Origin of the sequence: Hymenobacter negativus (genome assembly GCF_017571495.1) — a bacterium.
In the GTDB taxonomy this organism is placed as follows: domain Bacteria; phylum Bacteroidota; class Bacteroidia; order Cytophagales; family Hymenobacteraceae; genus Hymenobacter; species Hymenobacter negativus.
Genome location: NZ_JAGETZ010000005.1, coordinates 154,904 through 180,711 on the forward strand (window position 1 = coordinate 154,904; position 25,808 = coordinate 180,711).

Genomic DNA, 25,808 nt, shown 5'->3' on the forward strand with positions numbered 1-25,808 from the left:
AATCAGGAGTTGCTAGCTAATGCTCTGGTACGCCTGAAGTCTAATCCGTAATTGCTTATAATGCTCTGAAAATCTGTGGTATATAATTGGAATGAGCCTTGGGAGACACGTTTGGTATGCCAGCCGCTTGCCCTAGCCAACCAAGGGCTTCAGCTCCCCAAACAACGTTGGAATCAGCTCCGCCACGGTGGGGTGGATGAAGACATTGCTCCGCATAAAAGCCGCCGTTTGCCGGGCGTACATGGCCGTAATGATGCAGTGAATGGCCTCGTCGCCACCCACGCCCACGATGCTGGCCCCCAGAATCTGGTCGGTTTCGGCATGCACCAGTACCTTCATAAAGCCCTGCGTTTCGCCTTTTTCGGTGGCCCGGCCCACCTTGGTCATGGGCCGCTTGCCTACCAGAAAGGGTGTGCCGGCCGCACGTAGCTCAGCTTCCGTCTGGCCGACTTTGGCAAAGGGTGGGTCGACGTAAATGGCTGATACCGGCATCCGGTCGCTCACGCGGCGCTGGCCGTGGTCGAGCAGGTTGGCCGCCACTATTTCAAAGTCATTGTAGGCCGTGTGGGTAAATGCGCCCCGGCCGTTGCAGTCACCCAGCGCCCAAATGCCCGCCACGGCTGTTTGCAGCTCTTCATCGACCGGAATGAAGCCGTGCTTATCGACTTGCAAGCCCGCTTTTTCCAGCGCCAAATCGTCGGTATTGGGCTGGCGGCCCATCGCCAGCAGCAAGTGCGAGCCCTGGCTTGAAGCCGGGTCTTGCTCACAACTGACGTGCACTACCGGCTGGCCGTTTTCCTGCCCCAGGCTGATGCATTCGGCTCCCAGCCGTAGGGTAATTCCTTCGCTGGTAAGAATTTCGGCCACGGCCGTTGCCACGTCTTCATCGTCGTGCGGCAGCAGGCGTACGTTGCGTTCCACAATAGTGACCTGCGAGCCCAGCCGCCGGAATAGCTGGGCAAACTCTAGTCCTACAGCGCCCGCTCCCACTACAATCAAATGCGTCGGCAGCTCTTCCAGCTGCAATATCGTGCTGCTGGTCAGGTACGGTACCTGGTCGATGCCGGGCAGCGCCGGCCTGGCGGGCCGGCCGCCCACGTTCAGGAAGATATGCTTGGCTTCCAGTACCTCGTCGCCTACCTGCATGGACTTGGACGATAAAAACCGGGCGGTGCCGCTGAATACGGTGCACCCTGGCATCTGCCGCAGCCACTTCTCCAGGCCGGTGCGCGATGCCGCCACAATGCCGTCTTTACGGGCTTTGACTTTCGCCAAATCCACCTTCAGCTCGCCGGCTGGCTCCAAGCCGTACTTTGCTGCCTGGCGTATGGTGTGCGCCGCCTTAGCGCTGGCAATCATGGCCTTGGTGGGTGTGCAGCCGGTATTCACGCAGGTTCCGCCAAAGTTCTGTCGCTCCACAAATCCTACTGTCCAGCCAGCGGCCGTAAGCCGGCCAGCCAGCGACGGGCCCGCCTGGCCGGCCCCAATAATCAGCGCATCAAAGGAATGGTTCATGAAGCAGGAGTGGGGTTGAGCAGTGGATTAATGACCCCAAAAGTACGGTCAGGCCGAGCGCAGCCTGACCGTACTTTACTAACCGTTCCCGAATGCTGCCTGAATTCACTGCGAAACACGGCGTGAAAGCTGTTGACTACCGCCATTACCTCCGCCGCTTCTGTGGGCCTCGGGGCGCATTGGCTTTTCAATCAGGCGCCATACTCATGCGCTGATGGAGGTAGGGTGGCCAAGTGGCGGCGATAGTCGGTGGGTGTGGTATCGTAGTGCTTTTTGAACAGCTTGTTCAAGTGGCACACATCAGTAAAGGCCAGCTCATCTGCAATTTGTGAGATGGTGAGCGTGCTCAATAGCAGCCTGGTTTCGACCAGTTTGAGCTTGTAGCGCAGGATGTATTGGCGCAGCGACTCGCCGGTTTCCTGCTTAAAAAGCGCGCTCAGGTGCTTAGGCGAGTAGGCAAATTCGGCCGCTAGTCGCTCTACCCGCAGGCAGTCGGGCTGCGAGATGTGCCGCCGAATGTGCGCCAGCAACCGCTGCACAAAGCCGCCCGCATGCGACGGTACCGGCGGTGTAACCCCTACATTTCCCGTAAGCTGCCGGCCAACAAAGCTCAGCACGGCTCCCATCAGCGACTCGGCCAGCGTGTCGTTGAAGAGTTGGCCCCGGTTGCTGTACTCCGCAAACAGGATGGTGAACAAGGTATCAAGGTGCTGTCGTTCAGCAGTATTGAGTATGATGCTGCCGCCCAGGCCCAGCGAGGCGTGCAGCGTGTAGTCGCGGAGCAGCTGCCAGGTCCTGGGATGGATGCCATTGGCCGTCAGGTCTTTCAGGTAAGCCTCCGTGAATCGGAGCACGCCAAACTCAGTCGGCTGCTCGATGGCGAAGGAGTAGGAATCGGCTGGCCCCAGTAAAAACAGGCTGCCTACCATATAACGCGTATGCTGGTTATTAACAACATAGGTGCCGCTGCCCTTTCGGATGCTTATGAGTTCGAAGTGGTTCCGCAAGTGGCCTGGGTTGGTCCACGCGGTGGTTTTAAATTCCTCAACTATCAGAGGTTCGTGCTGAATGTGGCATTTCATAGCAATGCAGAGTTAGTAAGGATGAGGCCCAACCGTTACCAACCCAGTGCCAAGCAGAACTGTAAGAGTATTATGAAATGCATTATTCTAAACTTCAGTGATTTAAATAATTTTACTGACGATATAACATTCCTCACTTACCTCCGAATAATTGGAGACTCCGACATTTCGGAGGCTTCATCGGAGGCGCTTGGGCCGTTTCGTACCTTCGCCGGAAAGCTACTCTCGAAGTCATGCCGAGGCCGCTTTCGTGCTTATGCTAGTATCTCATACCGAACTTGCTCCTGCTGCCAGCATCCTCATCGTTGAGGATGAATTCGTGATTGCCAACAACTTGCAGCGGATTCTGACGAAGGCTGGCTACCAGGTGATTGGCCTGGCCAAATCGGTGCCCGAAGCCCGTGAGCTATTAGCTAAAAAGCTGCCGGACATCGTGCTGCTCGACATCTTCCTCAAGGGGGAGCAGACTGGAATCGACCTGGCAGGGTGGCTGAATGCGCAGCACATTCCGTTCGTTTATCTCTCCGCCAACCTCTCCGATAGCGTGTTGGAAACCGCGAAAGTGACCCAACCCTTCGGCTTTCTCAACAAGCCTTTCCGGGCCAAAGACGTCCTCACTACCCTCGAAATAGCCCGCTACCGTCACGCCCACAGCGAGGAAGCCAAGCTGCGCCAGCAGCAGCAGATTCAGGTAGCCGTCAACAATGCCATTATTACGCTGCACGACCGTGACCAGCTGTGCTTAGCAATTGCTGATCAGATTGATAAGCTGGTGCCATTTTCCTTTTTCAACCTGCGCATCACCCTGCCCGAAGAGCAGTCGTTCTACTGGGTGATGTTGCGCAAAACGGCCCTCGGCACGTTCGAGCGCATTCATTTGCCGGTGCTGTTGGGGGCCGATGCTTCCGACGACCTGCTGGAAAAGCTGACGCAGGAAACCCCCGACCAACTTGGCGAACAGCCGGGCATCTTTACCGGGCTTGCCTTTGAGGAGCTGTGCGCCAAGTACCTCACGGCCCGCGCTATCCGCAACACGTTTGGGGTGCGGTCGCTACTGGTGCTGCCGGTGGTGCTGAAGCGGCGCTCTGTGACCAACCTGCAGCTGGCCCGCACGGGAGCCGAGAGCTTTGAGCCGGCTGACTATGAGTCGATAGGCCTCATTATTTCGCAGATTGCCCTGGCGCTCGACAACCTGCTGGCCTGCGAGGAAATAGACGCCCGCCGCCGACTAAAAACCGCCGAGCTGGCTATTTCCAGCGCCTTTCAGAATGGTAAAACCATGCGGGAAATAGCGCCGGCGGTGGCCGATGCCATCAACGAGGTGCTGCCCGGCGTCGACTTGCTCAGCATGTGCCGGGTGGGGATGACAATGAGCAGCGTGGCGCCTTTCGACGTGACGGTGCAAAAGACCGAAGGTCTTTTTGAGGCCCTGACGCAGGAAGAAGCAGAGCTGCCGGCCACTTCGCCCGTCGAGTGGCTGCCACTGGCCGCCGCATCCTGGCCGCCGCAGCCGACGCTTTACGTGGGCCGGCAAGCTCTGGAAGCGCACCGTCGCAATCCGGTTGGCCAGCGCTATGGCAAGCGGCTGGGGCTGCGGTCATTCATGTATGTGCCCATCAGCCTGAAGGGCGAGTTGGTGGCCGCCCTGGCCGTGGCCAGCAAAGCAGCGTATGCCTTCACTGCCAAAGACCTGGAGGTGCTGCAAAGCCTGGGCAGCGAGCTGGCCGTGGCGCTGGAAAACCTGTTGGCGTTTGAGCGCATTAAGCTACTGAGCGAGCAGCTGGAACAGGAAAAAACCTATCTGAGCGAGGAGCTCAAAATCAGCCACAATTTTGAAGAAATCATTGGGGCCAGTCCGGCGCTGCTAACGGTTTTCAATAGCATTGGGCAGGTTGCTCCCACCGACTATACGGTGCTGATAACCGGCGAAACGGGCACCGGCAAAGAGCTGATTGCGCGGGCCGTGCACAACCTTTCGGCGCGCAAAATTCGCACCATGGTGAAGGTGAATTGTGCCGCACTGCCGCCACAATTGATTGAATCGGAGCTCTTTGGGCATGAGCGCGGCAGCTTTACCGGGGCAATGGATAAGCGCATTGGTAAATTTGAACTGGCCCACGGCAGCACCATTTTTCTGGATGAAATTGGGGAGCTGCCGGTGGAGCTGCAAGCCAAGCTGCTGCGCGTGCTCCAGGAAAAGGAAATTGAGCGCATCGGGGGCAAGGGACCGATTGTGGTGGACGTGCGCATCATCGCGGCTACCAACCGCAACCTGCAGGAAGAAATAGCCGCCGGACGCTTCCGCTCCGACCTGTTTTACCGGCTCAACGTCTTCCCCATCCTGGTACCGCCGCTGCGCGAGCGACCGGAAGACATCATGCCCCTCACGGTGCATTTCCTGCAAAAAATCAGCAAAAAGCTGGGCAAGCCGCTCACCGGCCTGTCGAATTCCATGCGTCAGCAGTTGCTGCATTACCCGTGGCCCGGCAATATTCGGGAGTTGGAACACGTGCTCGAACGGGCTGCCATCATGGCTCGCTCGGCCACCCTGGAGCTTAATGAGCCGCTGGTTGGCAGTGCGTTGCCGTCGGTGGTTGCTGCATCCGGCCCGGTGAAGTCGATGCAGGATGCCATGCGCGAAACCATCCTGGCCGCGTTGGCACAGTCCAACAACCGCATTCGGGGGCAGGGCGGCGCGGCCGAGTTGCTCAACGTGAAACCCACCACGCTGGAATCGCGCATGAAAAAGCTGGAAATCAACGTTGGGGCGGGCATGGCCGCCGGCCGCCGCTGACAAATGAGAGCCTGTTTAGGTAGGACGGGCAGGCCGCTTCGTTCTATCGTAGGGCCTCACGCCCAGCCCTTGGGGAGCCAGACGAAGCAGTATTGATGCTTCAGCAAGCTCAGCTTCGCATGACGGCTCTTTTGAATAGTTCTGAACAACTGCTACTTGGACTCATTTCCTAGACCAGTGCAGCACTGGCCACTGCTTGAAAATCAAGGCAAATACGCACGCCAGGGGTTTGAGTGATGCTGAGGGCACCGTCGAGCTGCTGGCTTAGCCCGCGCATAATGGTGAGGCCCATGGTGCTGTTGTTTTCCAGTTCAAAGCCGGGTGGGAAGCCCGGACCATCATCTTCAATAATCAACCGGAAGCGCTGAAAACCAACCTCAGATAACTCAATTCGAAGGCGGCCGGGCTGCGGGTACGGGTGGGCATACTTCAGCGCATTGGTCAGGGCCTCGTTGAGTAGCAGGCCCAGCGGCGTGGCAATGGTAACATCCAGGGCAATGGGAGTGAGGGCAAAGTTAAGGCGCACAGTGCTCTGGCAATCAAAGGAATCGAGGAGGTGCTCGGCAATTTCACGAATGTAGCTGGCCATGTTTACCACCGCCATATTATGGGACTGGTAGAGTTTCTGGTGGATGAGGGCCATGGCGTGCACGCGGTTCTGGCTTTCGCGCAGCGCGGCCAGCGCGGCCGGGTCGCGCAGGTAGTCGGCCTGGGTTTCGAGCAGGCTGCTGATGACTTCGAGGTTGTTTTTGACGCGGTGATGGATTTCCTTCAGCATCCAGTCTTTCTCGACGAGTAAGTGCTGGAGCGACTGGTTTTTGTGGTTGATTTCGGCCTGCTTTGCTTCCAGCAGCCGGGCTGCGCGCTGCTTGAGGCGGTAGCGGTTGTAGCCCAGGCCCAGGAGGGCCAGCAGCAGCAACGTTCCAATTACCAACGTATTGCGCTGGAAATCGCGCTGGCGCAGGCTAGCCTGCTGCACCTGTGTTTGGTGGGTGAGCAGGGCAATATTCTGCTCTTTTTTGCGGGTGTCGTACTGAATTTCCAGGCTGGCCAGCTGCTTGGCTTTACGCTCGTTGAACACCGAGTCCGTCAGCAATTTGTAGCGTTGGTAGTGCGCAAGGGCCGCCGGAAACCGGGCCTGCGCCGAGTCGGCCTTGAATAGAAGCAGATGCATCTGGGCCAGGTACAGCACCGAGCCGCCAGCGCGGTTCAGCTCCTCGCCCTGCCGGAGGTATTGGCGGGCCAGTTCGTAGCGCCGCGTGAGCAGGTAAAACTTGCCCAGTGTGAGGTAGATGGAGGTGCGCTCGCTCTTATCAGCCGTGCCGGTGTTGAGAAAAGCCACCATCTGCCTGGCGTAAGGCTCGGCTAGTGCTGGGTGCCCTAGGGCGCAGTGCAGCTCGACCATATAATCGGCGATGCGCTCAATCACGCGCGGATTATCAGAAGCATACGTCCTGGTTGTACGCGTAAAAAAAGCCAGTGCTTCGGGCGCGCGGTGCTGAACAACCAGAATCCGGACGATGCCCCCCGCAATGGTAACAACGTTCATCGAACTTCCGCTTTGCTGCATGTTGGCCAGGGCTTTACGGTAATACACCAGGGCATCCGGGTACTGCGTCAGCTCCCGATGCACGAGGGCCAGCCGCACATATAATGAACCGATGATGATAGTATCGTGCACAGCCTGCGCATTATCCAGCGCGGCTTTGCTGTAGCGCAACGCCTCTTTGTAGTCGCCCAGCTGCCGATAGGTAGCGGCCAGCAAGTCATAGGTATAGAGTAGCTTGCGATGACCAGTTGCCCGATACAGACTTTCTACCTCCAGCAACTCGCGGATGGCCTGCTCCGGGTGCCCCTGTCCCTGGTGCACATCAGCGATGGTTTTCAGGGTGTAAGCCTCGTCCACCTTGTCCCGGGCCTGCCGGAATAACTGTCGCGCCCGCTGCCAGTAGGCAAGCTTAGTGGGGTCAGTTTGCTCATACATATCGCCCAGCCAGAACCAGCCAAATCCCTCGAGGCGATGGTTGCCCACGCGTTGGCTGAGGGCAATGCCGCGCCGGAACAGGCTATCGGCGGCCGCCATGTGGTCTGTGTAGTGACGGATTTGGCCCAAAATGTATAGGCTGCCAATGCGTCCGGCCTCAAAATGCAGGGCCTCGCTGAGCTGGGCAGCCTGCTTGGCGTAGGGCAGGGCCGGCCCCAACTCGCTTTCCACCTCATCAAATTGCGTGACAAGGTTCTGGCTCAGCTGCAGCAGTGCTTTCACCCGGTTGGTGTCGGGCCGGCTGTTTTGCAGCTGCCTGCGCAGGCTGTCGGCCTGGCGTGGGCTCAGCCACGGGCAAATGGACTCGGCCCGGCTGGGGAAGCCAGCGGCCAGCAGCCAGAGCAAAAACAGCAAACCAAGGAAGCGGGACAAAACCATCAGGAAGGCGAAGTAGCACCTATTTCTCAAGGTAACTAGGGTCGGCAATTGAATTGCGCCGAAAGTACCGTGCAAGCCGGGTTTTTTACCGCAGGCCAGGCCAAGTAGGCCACTACGTTTGCAGAGGAATTAAGCGCGGAGTCTGCCAAGGCTACCACCTGAAGGTCAATTTGTTTCTCGTTTATAAAAGGCCTTTTGAGTTAGTTGCAATGATGTGGCCACACCGTTGCAGCTGGTCGTTGAACAATTAGCCCACTCTCATGAAAATCCTCACCCTCGCCCTCATCGGCACCTTATCCGGCCTGCTCATGGCCAGTACTCCTATGGAAGAAACCACCGCTCCCGGCGCGGGTATCAAAAACATTGTGCTCGTGCACGGCACCTGGGCCGACGGTTCCAGCTGGGCCAAAGTCATCCCGCTGCTGCAAGCCAAAGGCTACCACGTCACGGCCGTGCAAAACCCGCTCACGTCGCTGGCCGATGACGTGGCTGCCACCAAGCGCGCCATCGCCTTGCAGGACGGCCCTGTGCTGCTCGTGGGCCATTCCTGGGGCGGCGTGGTCATCACTGAAGCCGGCAACGACCCCAAAGTATCCGGCCTGGTATACATAGCCGCCGCCGCGCCCGAGGAAGGACAGTCGTTTCTGGAGCTGGTGCAAACGGCCCCGGCCACGCCCGGCAACGACGAAATTCGCCCCGATGCCCAAGGCTTCGTGAGCATGTCGCCGAAAGGCATTATGGAGGATTTTGCCCAGGATTTGACCAAGACCGAGCAGCAGGTGCTCATCTCGGTGCAAGGCCCGCAGGCGTTTTCTGCCCTGAAGGAAAAAATCACCCAAGCCGCCTGGAAAACCAAGCCGTCGTGGTACATCGTGGCCGCCAACGACCGCATGATTAATCCCGACCTGGAGCGTACGCTGGCCAAAAAGATGAAGGCTACCACCACAACCCTGCCTTGCAGCCACGTCGCCATGCTGGCCCAGCCCGGAAAGGTGGCCGCCGTGATTATGGAAGCCGCCAGTAAGCTGGTAGTGAAGTAGGAAGCTTCTGCTCCGAAAGTCCACTCCTGCGATGCCTCATCGTAGGGGTGGATTTCTGCTTTTTGACCAATTGTACTACCAGATTCCCATGAACAAAAACCGCATTGAAGCCTTCAGCGACGGCGTTATTGCCATCATCATCACCATCATGGTGCTGGAAATAAAACTGCCCCACGGTGGGGAGTTTGCAGCGCTGAAGCCTCTACTGCCCGTATTTCTGAGTTATGTACTGAGTTTTGTATACGTGGGCATTTACTGGAATAATCACCATCATTTGCTCGGTGGCGTGACCAAAATCAACGGCCGTGTGCTGTGGCCCAACCTGCACCTGTTGTTCTGGCTGTCGCTGGTGCCCTTTGCTACCGATTGGATGGGCGAGAACCGCTTTTCCGCAGCTACGCTGGCCGTTTATGGTTTCGTGCTGTTCATGTCCTCCCTGACCTTTCGCGTACTACAAACCCGTTTGGTCGAAGCCAACGAGCCTGATTCCCCACTGGCGCAGGCAGCGGCCCGCAACTGGAAGGCCCGGCTTTCGCCGCTGTTCTACAGCCTGGGCATCGCGGCCAGCTTCTGGAGTGCCTGGGTGGCCGGTGGAATTTACGTAGGCGTGGCCTTGCTCTGGCTCGTTCCCGAGCGCCGCATCGACCACACAGCAGCCAATGCCAAGACTCAAAACTTATAGGCGGAAGCAACGCGGGTAAAAGCTGCTGGAAAGCTTGGTCATGGGCCTCAGGCTGATGGTCTGGCGGCTATAGCTTCCAGTGGCACGCGGATGCGAACGTGCGTGCCATCATCGGCCGAAGATGTTACGGTCAGCTCACCGTTGAGAAGCTGCACCCGGTCGCGCAGGGCGCTGAGGCCCCGGCGGTCGGGGCGGGGGAGGGCAGGGTCGAAGCCGCGGCCATTGTCATCGACTTGCATTTCCAGCCAGCCATTTTGCGCGGTCAGGTGCAGGCGTGTCTCGGTGGCGTTGGCATGCTGCACCACGTTGGTAACCAGCTCCTGGGCCATGCGGTAGAGGGCCAGCGCTAGCGGTAGTGGCAGCGGTGGCAGCTCGGTGCCCGAGTACTGCAAGCGCCGCCCCGGGGCGCCCGAATCCTGGCAGATTTGGCGCACAGCTGTGGCCAGGCCAAAGTCGGCCAGCACAGTGGGCGTAAGCTGGTGCGAGAGCGTGCGGGTTTCGGAAATGGCCGCCTGCAGCAGCTCTTCGGCCTGGCGCTTGCCACGGGCGAAGGCCACGCCATCGAGGGCGGCGCTAAGCTGGCTCAGGCGTAGCTGCACGGCGTAGAGCACCTGGCCCAGGCCATTGTGCAGGCCTTCGGCAATGCGGGCCCGCTCCACTTCCTGGGCATCGAGCACGGCATTGGCCAGCCGCTGCTGCTGGGCTTGCTCCAAGCGGAGCAGCTCGACCGTAGCTTGTTTGCGGGCTGTGATATTATGCCAAGACGTCACCAGGCCATCGCCCAGCGGCGCGGCCGCTACGTGAAACCACTGCTCCACACCACCTTGCGGGTAAAGCAGCTCAAAATCGGCGGGTTGCCCGAGTACCACCTGCTCCAGCCTTGCAAACACGCCGTTGGCCTGCATCTCGGGCTCCTCCGTCAGCAGGCGTTTGCCTACCAGGTCGGTGCGTTGCAGGAGGCGGTGAGCGGCGGCATTGGTGAGCACCCATTCAAAATCCACCAACTGCCCGTCGGCATCGCGCACGCTGCGTAGCACTTCCAGGCTGTCGAGGGTAGCATCGAACACGGCCTGAAGCAGTTGCTGGCTGTCGCGCAACTCCTGCTCCATCTGCTTGCGGGTGGTGATGTCGAGTGAGGCTGAAATCAGACCATCGCCAAGGCGGGTATACAGCACATCAAACCACATGCCGGCCGAGCCAAAGTTGTGGTATAGCTCGAAGCGTTGGGGCTGGCCAGTGGCTACCACTTGCCCAATGGTTTGCCAGACTGGCAGCTCGCGCAGGCCCGGCAGCTGCACCGACATCAACTGCCCGCTGGCGTCGTTGGGCATCCGCATCCGCGTCACAGATGCCTCATTGACGGTGGCCGAGCGCAGGTCCGTGAGCTGGTTCTGGTCGTCGCGCACGGCGTAATAGTAGCCCAGCTGCACCGGCACTGCCTCAAAAATGGCGTTTAGCTGCTCGTGGGCCTGGCGCAGCTCCTGCTCGGCATTTTTACGAACCGTAACGTCCTCAATCATCATCACGGCATAGTCGCCCAAGCGCTCGGCCGTCCAGCGGTACCAGCCCTGAAAGCCCTCGCCTTCGTAGTGTTGCTCCAGGTCGAGGCGCTGGCCGGTTTCGATGGTGTGCACCAGGTGGTCGAACAGCCCGATGCTTTTCGTGGTAGGCCAGTCGACCAACATGCGCTGGCCAACGGTGGGGCCGCCGGCCATCTGCTCGGCGCTGGCATTGGCAAGCACCGACTCAAAGTCCACCAGCTGGCCGGCCGGGTCGCGGACGCTGCGCAGCACATGCAGCGCCAGCGTCGAGCTGCTAAACACGGCCTCGAGCAGCTCCTTGCTTTGCTGAAGCTCACTGGTAGCTTGTTGCAGCTCCGTCATGTCGCGGGCAATGGCCAACACGGTGTGCACCTGCCCGTCGTGCAGTTCGGCTACCAGACGTGAGTGGTAGTACCGCTCGCCCCCCGGCGTTGGGAAGGCAGTGAAGTGGTCGGCGGGCTGGCGGCTTTCGAAGACGCCTTGTAGCTTGGCCATGTAGGGCCCGGCAATGGCCTCCGGCGCGCCCATCTCGCTAAAGGTTTTGCCCAGCAGCGCAGCTACCTGCTGGCCGGTTTGGGCGGCTAGGGCGGGATTGGCATAGCGCAGCCGCAGGTCGGGACCCCAGCGGGTGAGCACGTCGGGTGTGTTTTCGGCCAGCGCCTGGTACTGCTGGTGCTGGTTCATGAGCTGGGTGATGTCCTGCCAATACACCAGCACCTCGTTCGGGCCAGGGGTGGTCGTCATTTCAATCCACTGCTCGCGGTGCGGCAAAAAGAACCTACCCGTCACGGGCTCGGCCGCAGTGTTGGCCTCGTGCAGGGCCTGCGCCAGCGTGGCCGGCAGATTAGCCGGCAGGGCTTGGGCCAGGGGCTGGCCCAGCACAGTGGCGGCCTGAAGCCCCAGCAACTGCTCGGCGTAGGGGTTTAGCAGCCGCAGCACGCCCTGCCGGTCCAGGGCCAGCACGCCCCACGGCATGGCCTGAAATACCCGCTCCGGCAGCTGCTCAGGCGGGTGCGGTTGGGGAGATGCAACAGGTTGCGGCAGGCTGGATTGGGAAGGGACAACGGACATGTGAGGCAGAGAGTAGCTACGGGCGGCACCGTAGCAGATGAAATTCCAGAAGGCCCCGGCATGGCAGCGTACCACCTCTTTTTACCGATGACGTCCCAGGCAGCTTCCCAAGGAACGTGCCGTAAGTTAAGGACTTATGAAGCAGCAAACTTGCCAGTCGTTGATTTAGAGCCGAGCAGCATTTTATTCATCCCAGCCGTTTGCGGATGCTGCCTAGCATACGAAGTGCCGAGCTCCTTGGCCTGCCCAATTCATCCCGCCAACCGAAAGATAATAAGGGCCTAAAGCGCCGTTTGCACGTTTTCAGCACGTTGGCTAACAGTAATGAAAGGCGGAAACTTCCCGTATAGCAGCCAAGCGGCCACCGTTCAAACGATGGAGCAGGGCTTCGGCCCGTCTGGTTGGGCAGCACCAACTCCGACACTGAAAGCAGCCAGGGTTACATGTATAAATACTGATTTTTATGAGGGGTAGTCACGCGCGAATGTGCTGGTTTGCCAGGGCGCTGAGCGTGGGTTTTTTCGCCACCGCAATTGCTGATAGGCTTCTCATAAGCAGCTATTCCTAGCTCTTCGCAAGCCGATGACAGTGCACTGAATTCCTTGCAAAAGCCCGGCGGCACAACAACCGTTTTCTTCTCCGTATTTCTTCAACTACAGTTGACCTACTGCTACTACCCGTTAAACTTAAATTATTATTTGACCAAAATGCTACTGCGACAGATTGACGACCAGTGTGGCGTATGCAGCTGTTCTCCTTAATCTTCCCGCTCATGATTCGCGTTTTTTTGGTTGATGACCACACCGTGCTGCGTACCGGCCTGCACTCGTTGCTGGCCGACCAGCCCGGTCTGAGCGTTGTGGGGGAAGCCAGCAACGGCTTGGAGCTGCTGGAACAGCTGCCCAACGCACCCACCGATGTGGTGCTGCTCGACATCAACATGCCCGGCATGGACGGTCCCGAAACGGCCCAGCAGCTCCAGGAGCATTACCCCGAGGTGCAGGTATTGGTGCTGAGCATGTTGGCCGGCACAGAGTATATTTCCCGGATGCTGGATGCGGGTGCGGCAGGCTACCTGCTCAAAAGCGCCGGGCTGGATGAAATCGTGCACGGCATCCGGACGGTGGCGGCGGGCCGGCCTTTTCTGTGTTCCGAAGCGGGCTTTGCGGCGCTACACAAGCTGCGGTCCGAGATGAACGAGCCAATAAATCCCGAAGCGAAAACTACCCTTTCCAAGCGTGAAACCGAAGTGCTTCAGCTCATTGCCGAAGGGCTGACCAACGGGGAGATAGGCGATAAGCTGTTCACCAGCAAGCGCACCATTGAAACCCACCGCCAGAACATCATCGCCAAAACCCAGATGAAAAACACAGCCTCGCTCATCCGCTTTGCCGTGAGCGAAGGCCTGGTGGCCTGATAGAAAAAGAGTAGCAGGAGTTGTGAAGAGTATTGTTGACTCTTCCTTCTCATGTCCAATGGCTTATGTGCCATGACAGTGTAATAGTCATTACATTTATTTTCTAAGCGGTGTTGTGGCCGTTCGCCGGTGCTTCTTTATCACGGCTCTCATTTTCAATATGAAAACCAGTCTGGGACCACCACTGCTACAACTGCTGCGTAGTCGGGCCGAGGCGTGGCATCCCGCTCGCCCGCTTACAAGTGGCCAGTATGGCCGCTACCGTGCTGCTGCAGGGGTGTTTACTGGTCGGTGCTGTCTGGCAGCTCAACGGTAAAAGTGCTGCCTAATCCCTCGTTGCTGGTCACGGTGAGCCTGCCCTTGTGCAGCTCTACAATGGTTTTGCACAGCCACAAACCCAGGCCGGTAGTAGGCTCGCCGCGCAGGCCTAGTCGGCGGGCCGGCGTGAACCGCTCAAACAGGCGCGCCTGCAAGGCAGCCGGAATGCCAATGCCTTCATCAACCACTGCAATGCGCACGTATCCCGCGCAGGGCTCCACTTTCACAGTCACGTGGCCCTCGTCGGGGGTGAACTTGAGCGCATTGGTTACCAGGTTACTCACTACTTGCAGCAGCTTGTTGGCATCTACTTCGGCATATACCGGTTCGGTGGGGAGCTCAAAGCTGACGTGCCGCGCCTCACGGCCCGGTGCGCGCTGAAACGTCTCCAGGCAGTGCCGAACCCGTTCGCGCAGGTCTACCCGCTCGCGCTTGAGCTCCACGGCTGCCGAGGCAAGGAATTCCTGGTCAATCAGGTCATGAACCAAGGCCACGCCGCGTTGGCTGGTGGTCTGCATCAGGGCCAGCATTTCGGGCACCCGCGTGTTGACCTGCTCACTCATTTCCTCCTGAATGTACTGCGTGAGCTGCTGCAACAGCGCAAAGAAACCGGCTAGGTCATGGGCCAGAATACCCAGCACGGTGTTCTTCTTGGTGTTGAATTCGTCGCTGTTTTCCCGGTGGCGTCGGGCCGTGCTCACATCGCGCAACATCCCGCCCAGTAGCACGTGCCCGTCCGCATCCTGGTAGTGGTGCGGCAGCAGGCAAAACCACTGGTCAGGCTGGCCGGTGGTTTGTAAGCGTATTTCTACTTCGTCGGTCAGGGCATCGTTGCGCCAGCGCTGCCACAGCTGGTGCAGGATGGAAAGGTCGTCGGGGTGGAGGCGGGCCAGCAGGCCCGGCAGCTCATCGTTGACGTGAGCCCGCTGGCCATGGAATGTCAGCTCGTAGGCCGCATTCACAAATAGCACGCGCCCGGCGGCAGGGTCATAAAGAAAATGAACATGCGGACTGGTTTCGGCCTGGTCCAGCAGGAACGAGGCAAAAGGTAGCATCGCAACAGCGGTGGGAATAAGGATTGGCATAATACCCAGTGGCTGCTAGCCAGGTTCGGAGCCCATGGTTGGGCGGCCGTAGCCACTTCGCCCAGCCGCTGGGAATAGATGTGGCTGGGCGAAGTGGCTAAGCCCATCGGCGCAGGTGCCTGATATAAATACGTCCGTAATTGCACGCGCAAAAATCAGTGTTTTTAACTGCAAAATCCGTAGTAATTCTTTGTGCCAGATGGGTTGTAATTCAATGTTTTCCGAATAAGCTCAGTCTCACTGCCCTTCAAATGCTGCCTATTGCTTTTGCTCCGTGCTACGCCCATGCACTGCCCGTCGGCCACCGCTTTCCAATGCTGAAATACGAGTTGTTGCCCGAGCAGCTCCTCTACGAAGGCACGGCCACCGCCGACGATTTTTTTGTGGCCATGCCGCCGCCCATCGAAGATATTCTGCGGGTGCACCAAGCCGACTATTACCAGCGGCTTCGCCTGGGGCAGCTTACGCGGCAGGAGGAGCGGGCCACTGGCTTTCCGTGGTCGGAGGCGCTGTTTCAGCGCGAAATCACCATTCTGGGTGGCACCATTGAAGGGGCCCGGCTGGCGCTGGCTCATGGGGTGGCGTTCAATATTGCGGGCGGCACGCACCACGCATTTCGGGCGCGGGGCGAAGGTTTCTGCCTGTTGAATGACCAGGCGGCCGCGGCGGCCTGGCTGCTGGCCCACGGGCACGCCCGCCGGGTACTCATCGTGGACCTCGATGTGCACCAGGGCAATGGCACGGCCGAGATTTTTCGGCACGAACCTCGTGTATTCACCTTTTCCGTGCACGGTGCCCGCAACTACCCCGCCCGCAAAGAAACCTCCGACCTGGACCTGCCGCTACCTGACGATACTGACGATGCCTCCTATCTGAAGCTGCTGGCCGAAACCCTGCCCCGACTACTGGATGAAGTGAAACCCGATTTCGTATTTTACCTAGCTGGAGTCGACGTGCTGGCTACTGATAAGCTGGGCCATCTCGCCCTCAGCCGGGCCGGCTGCCGCCAGCGCGACGAACTGGTGCTCAACCTCTGCCATCGCCACCAGCTTCCGGTACAGGTGAGTATGGGCGGCGGCTACTCCGAGCACATAGCCGATATCGTGGAAGCCCATGCCAACACCTACCGCGTAGCCGCCGGGATTTTCAGCTAGTGTTTTTGTGACGGCGCAGTCGGGGAGGCCCCACACTCATGCCGCCTGCTGACTAATAACTAACTGCCAGCGAAAGGCCCAGCGCCAGCGCAACTCGTACTGCGTAATGCCCGCTCGCGCCAGTAGCGCCACCCAATCGGCGCGCCGGAAAGCACGGGCTACCGACAGTGGAGCATCGTGCCGCACCAGGTAAGAGCCGCCCAGCAGCCGCGTCAGCCATTTGATGCTGTGGTAGGCCAGCCAGTGTCGGTGCAGGTCGTTGATGACGACGGCCACTTGTGCCTGCTGCTGCCATTGCCGCAGCAGCGTCACCAGTTCATCATCCGTAAAGTGGTGGCAAAACAGGCTGCACGTCACTATATCGTAAGACTGCGCCTGGAACTCAGGCGAGAAAATGTCGGATTTGCGGTAGCTGATTTCTGGGTATGCTGCACTTTTGCCAGCGGCGTAGTCCAGCATAAACTGATTGGCATCAACCCCGGTCAATTCTACTGAAACACTTTTTTGGCGAGCCCAACGGGCCAGGTGGCGCAGGGTATCGCCGCCCCCGCTGCCCAAGTCGGCTACGCGCAAGGGCCGGCCGGCCGGAAAGTGGCTACGCAGCCGTTGCAAGGCATTGAGCACCGGCTGGTAGCCGCCCAGCCAGGTATTGATGGTTTCCAGCTCGTCGAGGTTTTGGCGCAGCGCATCAGATGCCAGCGTCAGGTCATCCATCAGCTCCGGACCGGAAGCTCTTTCAGTTAACATCTATCAATCAGCATTTAGGAGTTCGAGCGAAGGAGCAGAAACAGTCAAGGCGTCCTGTTGCTTCGCCTCTTCCTTTTGCTTGTTAAGCGTTGAATGATAATTGTTAACTGAAATTTCCAGTAGCATAGCCTCCATTGTCAGGCCTGGGCCGAAGGCGAAGCTGAGCACCGGCGCGCCGTGGTCGGCTGGAGTGGCCGCTGCCAGCACATCGCGCAGCACAAACAGCACCGTGGCCGATGACATATTGCCATAATCGCGCAGTACGCGGTAGGCGTGGCGGTTGTGGTCCCGGGTCAGGCCCAATTCAGTTTCGATGGTTTCCAGAATCTTGCGTCCGCCAGGATGGATGGCGAAGTGGTGAATATCGCTCAGCTGCACCGGCAGGCTGGCCAGCAGCCCATCCGTCAGCTTACGGATGCCGCGCTGAATCAGCTTGGGCACGTAGCTGCTCAACGACATCTCAAACCCAAAGTCGTTGATGTGCCAGGCCATGTCATCGTGCCCGTCGGGCTCCAGGCCGCAGTGAAAACCCTGCAGCGCCAGGCTGGGGGTGCCATTGGGCAGCGGCCCAGCCTGCACCAGGCAAGCCGCCGCCCCATCGCCGAATAAAGCGTTGCTGACGAGGTGGTCTTCCTCCCGGCTTTTCTGAAAGTGCAGGGTGCAAAGCTCCACGCTTACAATGAGCACGCGGGCACGGGCATCGGCCTGGCAAAAGGCATCGGCCAGCTTCACGGCATTCACCGCCGCATAGCAGCCCATGAAGTTTACGCAGGTGCGGCGCACATCGGCCCTTAGCCCCAGTGCTTGCACCAACTCAATATCGAGGCCCGGCGCATACATGCCCGTGCAACTCACCGTAACCAGATGCGTGATGCTATCCGGTGCCACATCAGGCACTTGAAGCAGGCTGTTTCGCACAGCCTCAACGGCCAGTGGCAGGGCCTCCCGGCGATACACGGCCATGCGCTGGCCCACGCTCGGAAAGGGCTCCAGGCCTATGGTATTGGGAAAAAAAGTGTATTCGCCGTTGGCCCGGCCGTAGTCCGGCAGTACTGAGTAGCGTTGTGCAATTCCCGACACCCGATACAGCGCCCGCAGCTTGCGCGTGTCGCCTTCGTCAAACTGCAGGGCCTGCGCCATAAAATCAGCAATTTGCGGCTGCGCGATGCAATGAGCAGGATTGGCAGTGCCAATGGCACCTAAATAACTCGGCATGCCGAAAAGGAATGAAGTGGATGCAGCGCGGCTCTGCTTTGGGCGACCAATGCCCGAGGCAGGAATTTGAAAGAAGCCTTCTATTTACGGTACAACAAACGGGTTTGCGCCGCAGTTGGCCAAAATGAAGCAATAACATTTTGGCTTTGCGGTGGCTCAATTGCCAAATGCTGGCTCATAATCAGAAGCTTTCGCCGTGCGTACGGCGCATCAGTGCCCGCACTGCCGCCGGCCAGTAGCGTAGGCTGCCCACTACCAACTCGCTCAGTATGGGCCCGCCAAACAGGCGCTGGACCGCCCGGCCTACCCGCAGCCGGTTGCTAAATTGCGCAGTCCAGGCCCGGGTATACGTAGCTTCCATACCGGCCCGGCTGGTGTGGCTACTCAAAAAGTCGTGGGCCGCCGCTGCGCCCAGTGCCGCGCCGTGTAGTGCCATGGCCATGCCATTGCCACAGAGCGGCGTGATGAGACCCGCCGCATCACCACACATCAGGATGTGCTGTTCCACCGGCTGCTTGGGGGCAAAGGAAATCTCGTTGATGACTTCCGGCTGTGGGTAGAGCACTTCGGCGGTGCCAAGAATATCGCGCAAAAATGGGTTTTTGGCTAATATGGCCTGCTCCATGGCCGGAATGGTGCCATGCTGCCGCAAGTTGTGGCGGGTGGTGAGGTAACAAAAGCAAAGCTTGTCTTCCTCAATGGCCGAGATGCCCGCGTAGCCATCGGCAAAATTGTGCAGCGCAATCACATCGCGTGGAAAGCCTGCCAGCCGCAGGTGATATTTCACACCTAAGTAAGGCGAGCGCTGCGAAAAAAACGGCCGTTGCAGCTGCCGGTCGAGGTTGGTTCGCTTGCCGTAGGCCCCCAGCACTACGCGGGCCGTGAGCACCCGGCCATCGGCCAGGGTGGCCCGGTGCTGGTCCGTTTTGTCATCAAAAACCACATCCGTTACCGTACATTTTAAGTAGAAGGTAACGCCCTGGGCGACGGCTTTCTGGTACAGGAAATCATCGAGCACATAGCGGCTCACCCCAAAGCCGCCCAGGTCGAGTGGCAGGGTAAGGGTGCGCCCGCCCGGCGACGATACCAGGAACTGAGAGATGACGGCTGGCGCTAACACGGCCGGGTCGGCATCAAGGCGCTGCAGGTAGGGGAGTACTTCATTACTCACGTACTCGCCGCATACTTTGTGAAAGGGGTACTGCTTTCGCTCCACCACCGCCACGCGGTGGCCGCGCCCAGCCAGGTCCAACGCGGCTGCCAAACCAGCCAGCCCACCGCCAATCACCAGAATATCCACTTAGTTGGTCGGCAAAATGAGAACTATGGAAGCGAAATTACCGTAATTCATCGAGGTTTCTGTATATACGGGTAGGCCTTTTAAGTTGGTCACCGTATCTTTGTCAACTAAAATCATCCGCTTTCGTTAACTCGTTTACAATTCGCGCTTCTTTTCCCGCCCACCAAATTATACTATGATGCAACGCCTACTTATTCCTTTTGTCTTATTCGTGTGTCTGAGCCTCGGTTTTGGCCCAATGCTCCGCACGGTTCCTGCCGCATCGGCAGTATCGCTGCACCGCCCCGGCCAGCAGGCCAAACCCGGCGAAGACAACAAAACCCTGCTGGTCTACCCCAACCCCAGCACCGGCATCGTTCACCTGACCATCAATAACCTGCAAGGTAAAAAAGTAGAACTCAGCGTGCTGAACGTTATCGGCTCGGTGATGTACCACGAAACGCTCACGGAAATGAACGAGCGGTACACCAAAATGCTTGACCTCAGTAAGTTTGCCAACGGCCTGTACTACGTGCGGCTGGAATCGGACAACACTAGTCAGATGTGTAAGCTCGTGATTCGCTAACCGGAAATCTCCTGATAGAAGTCACAAAAAAAGCAGCCCGAAAGGCTGCTTTTTTTGTGACCAGCGTAAGCCGGATTAGCTTTTACGAACGGGCACGGGCACCAGCATTTCTTTAGCTTCCGAAACCGTTTTGAGCGCGAGGATGGCGGTGGCCAGAATAAGGCCCAGCATGAAAATAAACATGATGCGATACGAAATACAGGTGGATGAGCAGCGGCCCTTTTCCAAAGGCCGCATCTAGAATCTTCAACCCTGAAATGGTAGCTCAAGTTTCAATAACATTCGGGCATTTTCAATGGTTATGAGCCATGCACTGACCGGGGTTGCTTGAGCAGTGTATGTACCACGCGGCGGGCGTCGGCCCCAACCCCATTCAAGAGGGCCGAGTTACGGCTGTCGAGCCAGTCCAGGCCCAAAAAGGCTATGCCAGGCGCCGCAGTCAGACCCCGCTGATGCCGTGGATGGCCATCGGAGCCGATGATTGGCAGGTCAATCCAGCTGTAATCGGGCTGGTATCCAGTGGCCCACACAATGGCATCGAGAGGCGGGCTGGCGGCTTGCTGGCCTTGCAGGCTACCGTCAGACCGCGACGCCGTGGCCCGCCCGATAAACGTTGCATTGGCAAAACGCCGCAAATGGGCTAGGTCACCACGCACCACGGGTTCGGGTTGGGCGTGCATCCAGCGGCCTAGCCCCGTGTGGCGCGGAATGCGCATCAGCCCAGTGGCGGCCAGCAAGGCCCAACTGAGTTGGTTATTGGGCACGGCGGGCGTCTTCTCATCAAACGCTACCATTACTGGTCGGCCGGTAGCCGCAATATCACCCCCGATTTGCAGGGCCGAGTTGCCGCTGCCTACTACAGCCACCGGGCCCCCTCCCGGCAACTGCGCTGGGCGTCGGTATGCACTACTATGTAGTTGAATAACCTGTGCGGGTACCTGCACTGCCCAACTGGGTATGCGGGGTGTGGTGTAAGGCCCCGTAGCTATGATGACGCGCTGGGACAGGTAGTGGCCACCAGCCTCGGTCTGCACTTCGTAACCAGCTTGGCTGGATGCGGTAGTTAGCCGGACTACACGTTGGCCAGTATCGATGGGAAAGCGGAAATGGGCCGCGTATTTCTGTAGATAGGCCGTGGTTTCGTCGCGGGTGGGGTAGCGGAGTGCCGGCCCGGGCCAGGAGTAACCAGGCAGCCCACTGGCCCAGGCCGGCGAAAACAGCCGTAGCGAGTCGTAGCGGGTTTCCCAAGCGGCTCCAGGTGTAGCTGCAGCTTCCAGCAGCCGGAATGCAACACCATGTTGTTGGAGGTAGTAGGCAGCAGCCAAACCAGCCTGGCCTGCGCCAATGACTACCGTATCAAGTGCGGTGAGTAGGTGGGTGGCAGTGGCATCTGGCGTACTCAAGGTGCAGCCGGCGCTTACTGCTGCTCGGGAAACTCCTGCCGCAGCGCCGCCATCACTTGCTCGGTAGTGGTGCGTATTTGGGCAATCTGCTGAGCGGCCAGCTCCGGGATGGCCGGCGGGTTTTCGCCGTAGGCCTCCACTTCCCGGATAACGTGGCGCAGACTATCTACACCTAGGCCATCGAGCGAGCTTTTGAGGTGATGAGCGGCATCCCCTACGGCCACCCAATTGGTTGTGGTCAGGGCCTCGTCGAGGGCCGACAGAATAGCGGGGGTGGTTTCAATAAACGCCCAGGCCAGTCGACGGACAATGGCTTCGTCGCCGTGCACCAGCTGGCGTACGTTTTGCAGGTTGTAAAGAGGAGCGGGGGCGGACATGGGAGTTGGGCTAGGGTGAGGTCGTTGAGAAAAAGCGGCGTGGTGCCGGGCCAGCACTGCTCGCATGGTATCGAGGAGCTGCTCTTCGCGGTAAGGCTTGGTAAGGTAGCCGGCAAAGCCAGATGCTTGCAATCGTTCGGCCTCGCCAGCCTGGGCCCGGGCAGTGAGGGCAATAATGGGGGTGGCGGCCTGTACCGGGTTGGGGTGCTGGCGCAGGGCCCGGGCCGCGGTTTCGCCGTCCATGCCCGGCATCTGAATATCCATCAGGACGAGGTCGAACAACCGATGCTCGAACAATTTGATGGCGGCCGGCCCGCTGGCGGCGGTGGTCACCTGCCAGCCCCAGTTACGCAGCACCGTCTCGGCTAGCAGGCTGTTCACCAAATTATCTTCCACAAGCAGCACGCGGCCGTTTTCGGGGGCCGTGGCCAGTTGTTTTTCTGCTGGGGTTGCCGTCGTTTCGGTGGCGGCTACTGGTGCAAAAGCCAGCGTAAAGGCAAACGTGCTGCCTTGCTGCACAGCGCTGCTCACGCGTAGGGTGCCGCCCATGAGCTTCACAAGGCCTTCGGAAATGCTCAGGCCCAGCCCGGAGCCGCCATATTCACGGTCGGTGCTGTCGGTGGCTTGGGCGAAAGGCTCAAAAATTTTGTCCAGCGTTTCGGCACAAATGCCGATGCCCGTGTCGCTCACGATGAATTGCAGCCAGATGGTGCCTTCGGGCTCCCGGTGTTGCAGGGGCGCTGCTACGGTGCGGCATTGCAGCTGCACATGGCCTTCTTCGGTGAACTTGATGGCGTTGCTGACCAGGTTGAGCAGCACCTGGCGCAGGCGGTGCGGGTCGCCAAGCACAGCAGGCAATGCTTCGGGCTTTTCGACGCGCAGCCGCAGGCCTTTTTCCCGCGCCCGGGGCCGGAGCAGGGCCGCGCAATCCAGCAACAGCAACTCAGGGTTGAAGGGCGTGCTTTCGGCGCGCAGCTTGCCCGCGCCGAGGCGAGCAGTGGTCAACACATCGTTCAGGACGGTAAGCAGGTGCTGCGCCGATTCGTCCAGCAACCGCAGGTAGTCGTGTTGGCTGCGGCTCAGCGTGGTTTTGGACAGCACCCCAGCCAAGCCCAAAATGCCGTGTAGCGGCGTCCGAATCTCGTGGCTCATGTTGGCCAGGAAGTCCTGCTTAGCCTGCGAGTCCACTTCAGCCTCGTTCACGGCCTCCTCCAGTGCCTGTTGGGTTACCTTGAGTTGGGTAATGTTGCTGTCCACCCCCAAGACCTGGGCCGTGCCATCGGCCCGCACGAACAGCCGCTTGGTGCTGCTGAACCACGATACCAAGCCTTCGGGCGAAGTGTAGGATTCCTGAATGGTCAGGTCCTGGCCGGTGGCCAGCACGTGCTGGTCCTGCGACTGGTAGCGGGCCGTGTCCAGGGTGCTGGCAATAGGCAGATTGGCCTCGCCGTGCCGCACCAGTTCTTCGGGCGTCAGGCCATAGAGGGCGGCCATGGCCTGGTTGGCCAGCAGGTAGTTGCCGTTGCCATCTTTCAGGTAGATAGGGTGGGGCAGGGCATCAATTATCTGCCGGAACAAGCGGTGCTGTTCCATGAGGCGGGCCGTAGCGGCTTGGTTACGCTCGTCGGCCGCCCGCCGCTCGGTAATGTCTTCCGACACGCCAATAATGCTAACGGTCTGGCCCTGCTCATCGCGGCTAAAGGGGGTGTGTGTGCAATGTAGCCAACGCAGGGAGCCATCCTGGTGGCGGGCTGCGTATTCCAGCGTGCTTACTTGGCCATCGGGCAACTGCGCTACGGCCGTAAGGTGGGCCTTGTACCTCGCCAGCGAATCGGGGGGCAGCATCATCTGGAGCACCTGTCCTTCCGGAATGGCCTCAATTTCTTCGCTGCTATAGCCCAGCAGGGTTTCAATGCGGCGGTTGGTATAGGTGATGCGCTGCTGGCGCAGGTCAAAAATGGCCACCAGGTTGGGCACAAGGTCCACCACCTGCCGCAATAGGTGCCGGTTTTGGCGCAGCTCCGTCACGGCAGCCCGGTAGCGCGTCACATCTTCGGCCGTACCCATTACTTCAATAGGCTGGCCAACGGCGTCGAACATGTTGGGCCGAAGCCGGATGCGCAGCCACCGCCACCCACCTTCCCGGTGCCGAATGCGGCAGTCCCAGCTGATGCTGCGTTCCCGGGATAATTGCGTAAGAATATCGGCCCGCCGTAGCTGGTATAAGGAGTCAGCGTGCAATAGGCTTGTAGCCAGCAGTGGGCCCATTTGCAGCAGCGTAGCGCTGCTGTAGCCCAGCACCGTTTTACAGTGCTGGTTGCATTGCAGCAGGCGCTGGTGCTGTAAGTCGTAGCTGAACAGAATGAGCGGAACCTTATCGGCTAGCTGTTGGGCAAACGGTGGCGGTTCCGAGAAATTGGTAGGAGCATTGGCACGAACCTGCGCCTTTGCCAGGGCTGGTCCGGTATGTGGTTCCCTGCCCTGCACCCGCCGAACAGCAGGTAGTGCCGCCCGACGGGCCAGACGGGGTGAACGAGAGCGGCGCATGCAGTTCGGTAGCTAAGCGGTGAGACAAACGGAGAAGATACGAAAGGGGGCTGCCACGCGAACAACTGCCCCTTGTGCTTAACCTATGTGTAGCTCCTGTTGTTGTATCATCCGGTAGATGGTGGATTTACCGATTCGCAGCCGGGCTGCCACGGCCAGTACATCGCCGTCCATTTCGTCGAGACAGTTTTGCACGATGGCCGTGGTCTGGTCGCGCAACGACAACTGGCTGCCTGGGCCCACGGTTGGCTTGCCCGAGCGTAAAGGCAGGTCTTCGGCCAAAATCTGCTCGCCATCGGCCAGCACTGTGGCCAGTTCCACTACTGCTTTCAGCTCGCGCACATTGCCGGGAAAGGGGTGCGCTCGCAGCCGTTCGCGGGCGCCTTCGGTAAGCTGGCGCAGCGGAATATTGTTGAGATTACAGAAGTCACGCACAAAGGCTTCGGCCAGCAGCAGCACATCGTTGCCGCGCTGGCGCAGCGGCGGCAGCGCCACGGGCAGACCCAAGAGGCGATAGTATAGGTCTTCGCGGAAGCGCCCGGCCTGTACTTCCGCAAGCAAGTCGTGGTGCGTGGCCACAATCAGGCGAATATCAAAGGGAGTGGATTGGTTGCCGCCTACCCGGGTTACCTCCCGCTCCTGCAGCACGCGCAGCAGCTTTGCTTGCAGGCTCAGGTCAAGGTCAGCAATTTCATCCAGAAACAGGGTGCCGCCGTTAGCTTCTTCCAGCCGACCCACACGCCGGGCAATGGCCCCGGTAAAGGCACCTTTCTCGTGCCCGAAGAGCTCACTTTCCACCAACTCGTGCGGAATAGCAGCCATGTTCACGGCCACGAAGGGAAGTGCCGCGCGGCTCGATTGGAAATGTATAGCTTTGGCTACCAGTTCTTTGCCGGTGCCAGTTTCGCCACTCACGCTCACCGTGATGGTGGTACGGGCCGCTTTGGCAATGAGTGTGTGCACCGCCTGCATGAGTGGGTGCTCGCCCAATAGGGCTTGCCCGGCCCCATAGCGTGCCCCAATCTGTTGGCGCAGCTGCGAGTTTTCACGGCGCAGACGAGCCTGCTGCTCCACCTTGCTCACAATGTTCCAGAGGCGGTCCAGCGTGTTTTCGTCCTTCACCAGGTAGTCGTAGGCACCTTGCTGAAGCATGTTCACCGCTGTGCGAACGTCTTCCTGGCCCGAAATGACGATAACCTCGGTGCCCGGCACCCGCTCCCGAATCTGACGCAGCACTTCTTCGCCTTTGGCATCGGGCAGCGAATAGTCCAAGGTAATAAAATCGGGCTGCTCGCTCAACTGGTCGAGACAGGCCCGCGCGGTGGTAAATCGAAAAACGCTATGGTTGGGGTTCTGACTTAGCCGATGCATGAGGAGTTCCCCATACCATTCGTTATCCTCAATGACGAAAATTTTGAAAGGTAAAGTAGCTGTCATAGTGGTAGCAATTAGGCTTGGTAGAGTACTCTATTTCCCAGTGCGGGCAATATGGAATAATGAGAGCGATTGATTAGCGAATTTCTATTGGAAAAA

17 protein-coding genes are annotated in these 25,808 nt (G+C 59.2%); 6 read left to right on the plus strand and 11 right to left on the minus strand.

Features of this window, described 5'->3' with window-relative positions; genetic code table 11:
* Positions 1–132 precede the first annotated feature (132 nt).
* Entirely contained in the window at positions 133–1,515 is a 1,383-nt protein-coding gene (locus J4E00_RS13090) for an FAD-containing oxidoreductase (RefSeq protein ID WP_208175621.1), read from the minus strand.
* A gap of 191 nt (positions 1,516–1,706) precedes the next feature.
* Entirely contained in the window at positions 1,707–2,597 is an 891-nt protein-coding gene (locus tag J4E00_RS13095) for an AraC family transcriptional regulator (RefSeq protein WP_208175622.1), read from the minus strand.
* 256 nt (positions 2,598–2,853) lie between these two features.
* On the opposite strand from J4E00_RS13095, the gene J4E00_RS13100 reads away from it, so the two are divergent.
* A complete protein-coding gene (locus tag J4E00_RS13100; protein WP_208175623.1) occupies positions 2,854–5,391 on the plus strand; it encodes a sigma 54-interacting transcriptional regulator in 2,538 nt (845 codons plus the stop codon).
* A 169-nt stretch (positions 5,392–5,560) separates the two neighbouring features.
* On the opposite strand, the gene J4E00_RS13105 is transcribed toward J4E00_RS13100, so the two are convergent.
* Positions 5,561–7,813 carry a histidine kinase dimerization/phosphoacceptor domain -containing protein gene (locus J4E00_RS13105; RefSeq protein WP_208175624.1) on the minus strand — a complete coding sequence of 751 codons (2,253 nt, stop codon included), beginning with the start codon at positions 7,811–7,813 and terminating at the stop codon, positions 5,561–5,563.
* Positions 7,814–8,073: 260 nt separating this feature from the next.
* Between J4E00_RS13105 and J4E00_RS13110 the strand changes: the two genes are divergently transcribed.
* Together J4E00_RS13110 and J4E00_RS13115 are read left to right on the plus strand one after the other, a co-directional pair.
* The gene (locus tag J4E00_RS13110; RefSeq protein WP_208175625.1) at positions 8,074–8,853 is read left to right on the plus strand and encodes an alpha/beta fold hydrolase; all 780 of its coding nucleotides are present in this window, start codon (positions 8,074–8,076) and stop codon (positions 8,851–8,853) included.
* Between the two features lie 88 nt (positions 8,854–8,941).
* Positions 8,942–9,535: a TMEM175 family protein gene (locus J4E00_RS13115; RefSeq protein ID WP_208175626.1), complete on the plus strand. Its 594-nt coding sequence runs from the start codon at positions 8,942–8,944 to the stop codon at positions 9,533–9,535.
* 47 nt (positions 9,536–9,582) lie between these two features.
* Here J4E00_RS13115 and J4E00_RS13120 read toward each other — a convergent pair whose 3' ends face one another.
* Positions 9,583–12,147 (minus strand): PAS domain-containing protein, encoded by a 2,565-nt coding sequence (locus J4E00_RS13120; protein ID WP_208175627.1) that lies wholly within the window; start codon positions 12,145–12,147, stop codon positions 9,583–9,585.
* Positions 12,148–12,919: 772 nt separating this feature from the next.
* On the opposite strand from J4E00_RS13120, the gene J4E00_RS13125 reads away from it, so the two are divergent.
* A complete protein-coding gene (locus J4E00_RS13125) occupies positions 12,920–13,564 on the plus strand; it encodes a response regulator transcription factor (protein WP_208175628.1) in 645 nt (214 codons plus the stop codon).
* A 281-nt stretch (positions 13,565–13,845) separates the two neighbouring features.
* Here J4E00_RS13125 and J4E00_RS13130 read toward each other — a convergent pair whose 3' ends face one another.
* Positions 13,846–14,937: an ATP-binding protein gene (locus J4E00_RS13130; RefSeq protein WP_208175629.1), complete on the minus strand. Its 1,092-nt coding sequence runs from the start codon at positions 14,935–14,937 to the stop codon at positions 13,846–13,848.
* Between the two features lie 281 nt (positions 14,938–15,218).
* On the opposite strand from J4E00_RS13130, the gene J4E00_RS13135 reads away from it, so the two are divergent.
* Complete coding sequence (locus tag J4E00_RS13135) at positions 15,219–16,121, plus strand: histone deacetylase (RefSeq protein WP_208175630.1); 903 nt, start codon at positions 15,219–15,221, stop codon at positions 16,119–16,121.
* Positions 16,122–16,157: 36 nt separating this feature from the next.
* On the opposite strand, the gene J4E00_RS13140 is transcribed toward J4E00_RS13135, so the two are convergent.
* From J4E00_RS13140 to J4E00_RS13150, 3 genes are all read right to left on the minus strand, one after another.
* On the minus strand, positions 16,158–16,868 hold the full coding sequence (locus tag J4E00_RS13140; RefSeq protein ID WP_208175631.1) for a methyltransferase domain-containing protein: 711 nt from the start codon (positions 16,866–16,868) through the stop codon (positions 16,158–16,160).
* A 3-nt stretch (positions 16,869–16,871) separates the two neighbouring features.
* Complete coding sequence (locus tag J4E00_RS13145; protein ID WP_208175632.1) at positions 16,872–18,083, minus strand: type III polyketide synthase; 1,212 nt, start codon at positions 18,081–18,083, stop codon at positions 16,872–16,874.
* 181 nt (positions 18,084–18,264) lie between these two features.
* Entirely contained in the window at positions 18,265–19,383 is a 1,119-nt protein-coding gene (locus tag J4E00_RS13150; protein WP_208175633.1) for an NAD(P)/FAD-dependent oxidoreductase, read from the minus strand.
* Positions 19,384–19,558: 175 nt separating this feature from the next.
* On the opposite strand from J4E00_RS13150, the gene J4E00_RS13155 reads away from it, so the two are divergent.
* Entirely contained in the window at positions 19,559–19,948 is a 390-nt protein-coding gene (locus J4E00_RS13155) for a T9SS type A sorting domain-containing protein (RefSeq protein WP_208175634.1), read from the plus strand.
* A gap of 299 nt (positions 19,949–20,247) precedes the next feature.
* Here J4E00_RS13155 and J4E00_RS13160 read toward each other — a convergent pair whose 3' ends face one another.
* From J4E00_RS13160 to J4E00_RS13170, 3 genes are all read right to left on the minus strand, one after another.
* Entirely contained in the window at positions 20,248–21,351 is a 1,104-nt protein-coding gene (locus tag J4E00_RS13160) for a flavin-containing monooxygenase (RefSeq protein WP_208175635.1), read from the minus strand.
* A 14-nt stretch (positions 21,352–21,365) separates the two neighbouring features.
* A complete protein-coding gene (locus tag J4E00_RS13165) occupies positions 21,366–24,275 on the minus strand; it encodes a PAS domain S-box protein (RefSeq protein WP_208175636.1) in 2,910 nt (969 codons plus the stop codon).
* A 78-nt stretch (positions 24,276–24,353) separates the two neighbouring features.
* On the minus strand, positions 24,354–25,712 hold the full coding sequence (locus J4E00_RS13170; protein ID WP_208175637.1) for a sigma-54-dependent transcriptional regulator: 1,359 nt from the start codon (positions 25,710–25,712) through the stop codon (positions 24,354–24,356).
* Positions 25,713–25,808: the final 96 nt, after the last annotated feature.

What these genes read in the sequence shown, in the direction of transcription:
- J4E00_RS13090 (WP_208175621.1), bottom strand. Translation starts at nt 1,515, where the DNA reads ATGAACCATTCCTTTGATGCGCTGATTATTGGGGCCGGCCAGGCGGGC.
- J4E00_RS13095 (WP_208175622.1), bottom strand. Translation starts at nt 2,597, where the DNA reads ATGAAATGCCACATTCAGCACGAACCTCTGATAGTTGAGGAATTTAAA.
- J4E00_RS13100 (WP_208175623.1), top strand. Translation starts at nt 2,854, where the DNA reads ATGCTAGTATCTCATACCGAACTTGCTCCTGCTGCCAGCATCCTCATC.
- J4E00_RS13105 (WP_208175624.1), bottom strand. Translation starts at nt 7,813, where the DNA reads ATGGTTTTGTCCCGCTTCCTTGGTTTGCTGTTTTTGCTCTGGCTGCTG.
- J4E00_RS13110 (WP_208175625.1), top strand. Translation starts at nt 8,074, where the DNA reads ATGAAAATCCTCACCCTCGCCCTCATCGGCACCTTATCCGGCCTGCTC.
- J4E00_RS13115 (WP_208175626.1), top strand. Translation starts at nt 8,942, where the DNA reads ATGAACAAAAACCGCATTGAAGCCTTCAGCGACGGCGTTATTGCCATC.
- J4E00_RS13120 (WP_208175627.1), bottom strand. Translation starts at nt 12,147, where the DNA reads ATGTCCGTTGTCCCTTCCCAATCCAGCCTGCCGCAACCTGTTGCATCT.
- J4E00_RS13125 (WP_208175628.1), top strand. Translation starts at nt 12,920, where the DNA reads ATGATTCGCGTTTTTTTGGTTGATGACCACACCGTGCTGCGTACCGGC.
- J4E00_RS13130 (WP_208175629.1), bottom strand. Translation starts at nt 14,937, where the DNA reads ATGCTACCTTTTGCCTCGTTCCTGCTGGACCAGGCCGAAACCAGTCCG.
- J4E00_RS13135 (WP_208175630.1), top strand. Translation starts at nt 15,219, where the DNA reads ATGCTGCCTATTGCTTTTGCTCCGTGCTACGCCCATGCACTGCCCGTC.
- J4E00_RS13140 (WP_208175631.1), bottom strand. Translation starts at nt 16,868, where the DNA reads ATGTTAACTGAAAGAGCTTCCGGTCCGGAGCTGATGGATGACCTGACG.
- J4E00_RS13145 (WP_208175632.1), bottom strand. Translation starts at nt 18,083, where the DNA reads ATGCCGAGTTATTTAGGTGCCATTGGCACTGCCAATCCTGCTCATTGC.
- J4E00_RS13155 (WP_208175634.1), top strand. Translation starts at nt 19,559, where the DNA reads ATGATGCAACGCCTACTTATTCCTTTTGTCTTATTCGTGTGTCTGAGC.
- J4E00_RS13165 (WP_208175636.1), bottom strand. Translation starts at nt 24,275, where the DNA reads ATGCGCCGCTCTCGTTCACCCCGTCTGGCCCGTCGGGCGGCACTACCT.
- J4E00_RS13170 (WP_208175637.1), bottom strand. Translation starts at nt 25,712, where the DNA reads ATGACAGCTACTTTACCTTTCAAAATTTTCGTCATTGAGGATAACGAA.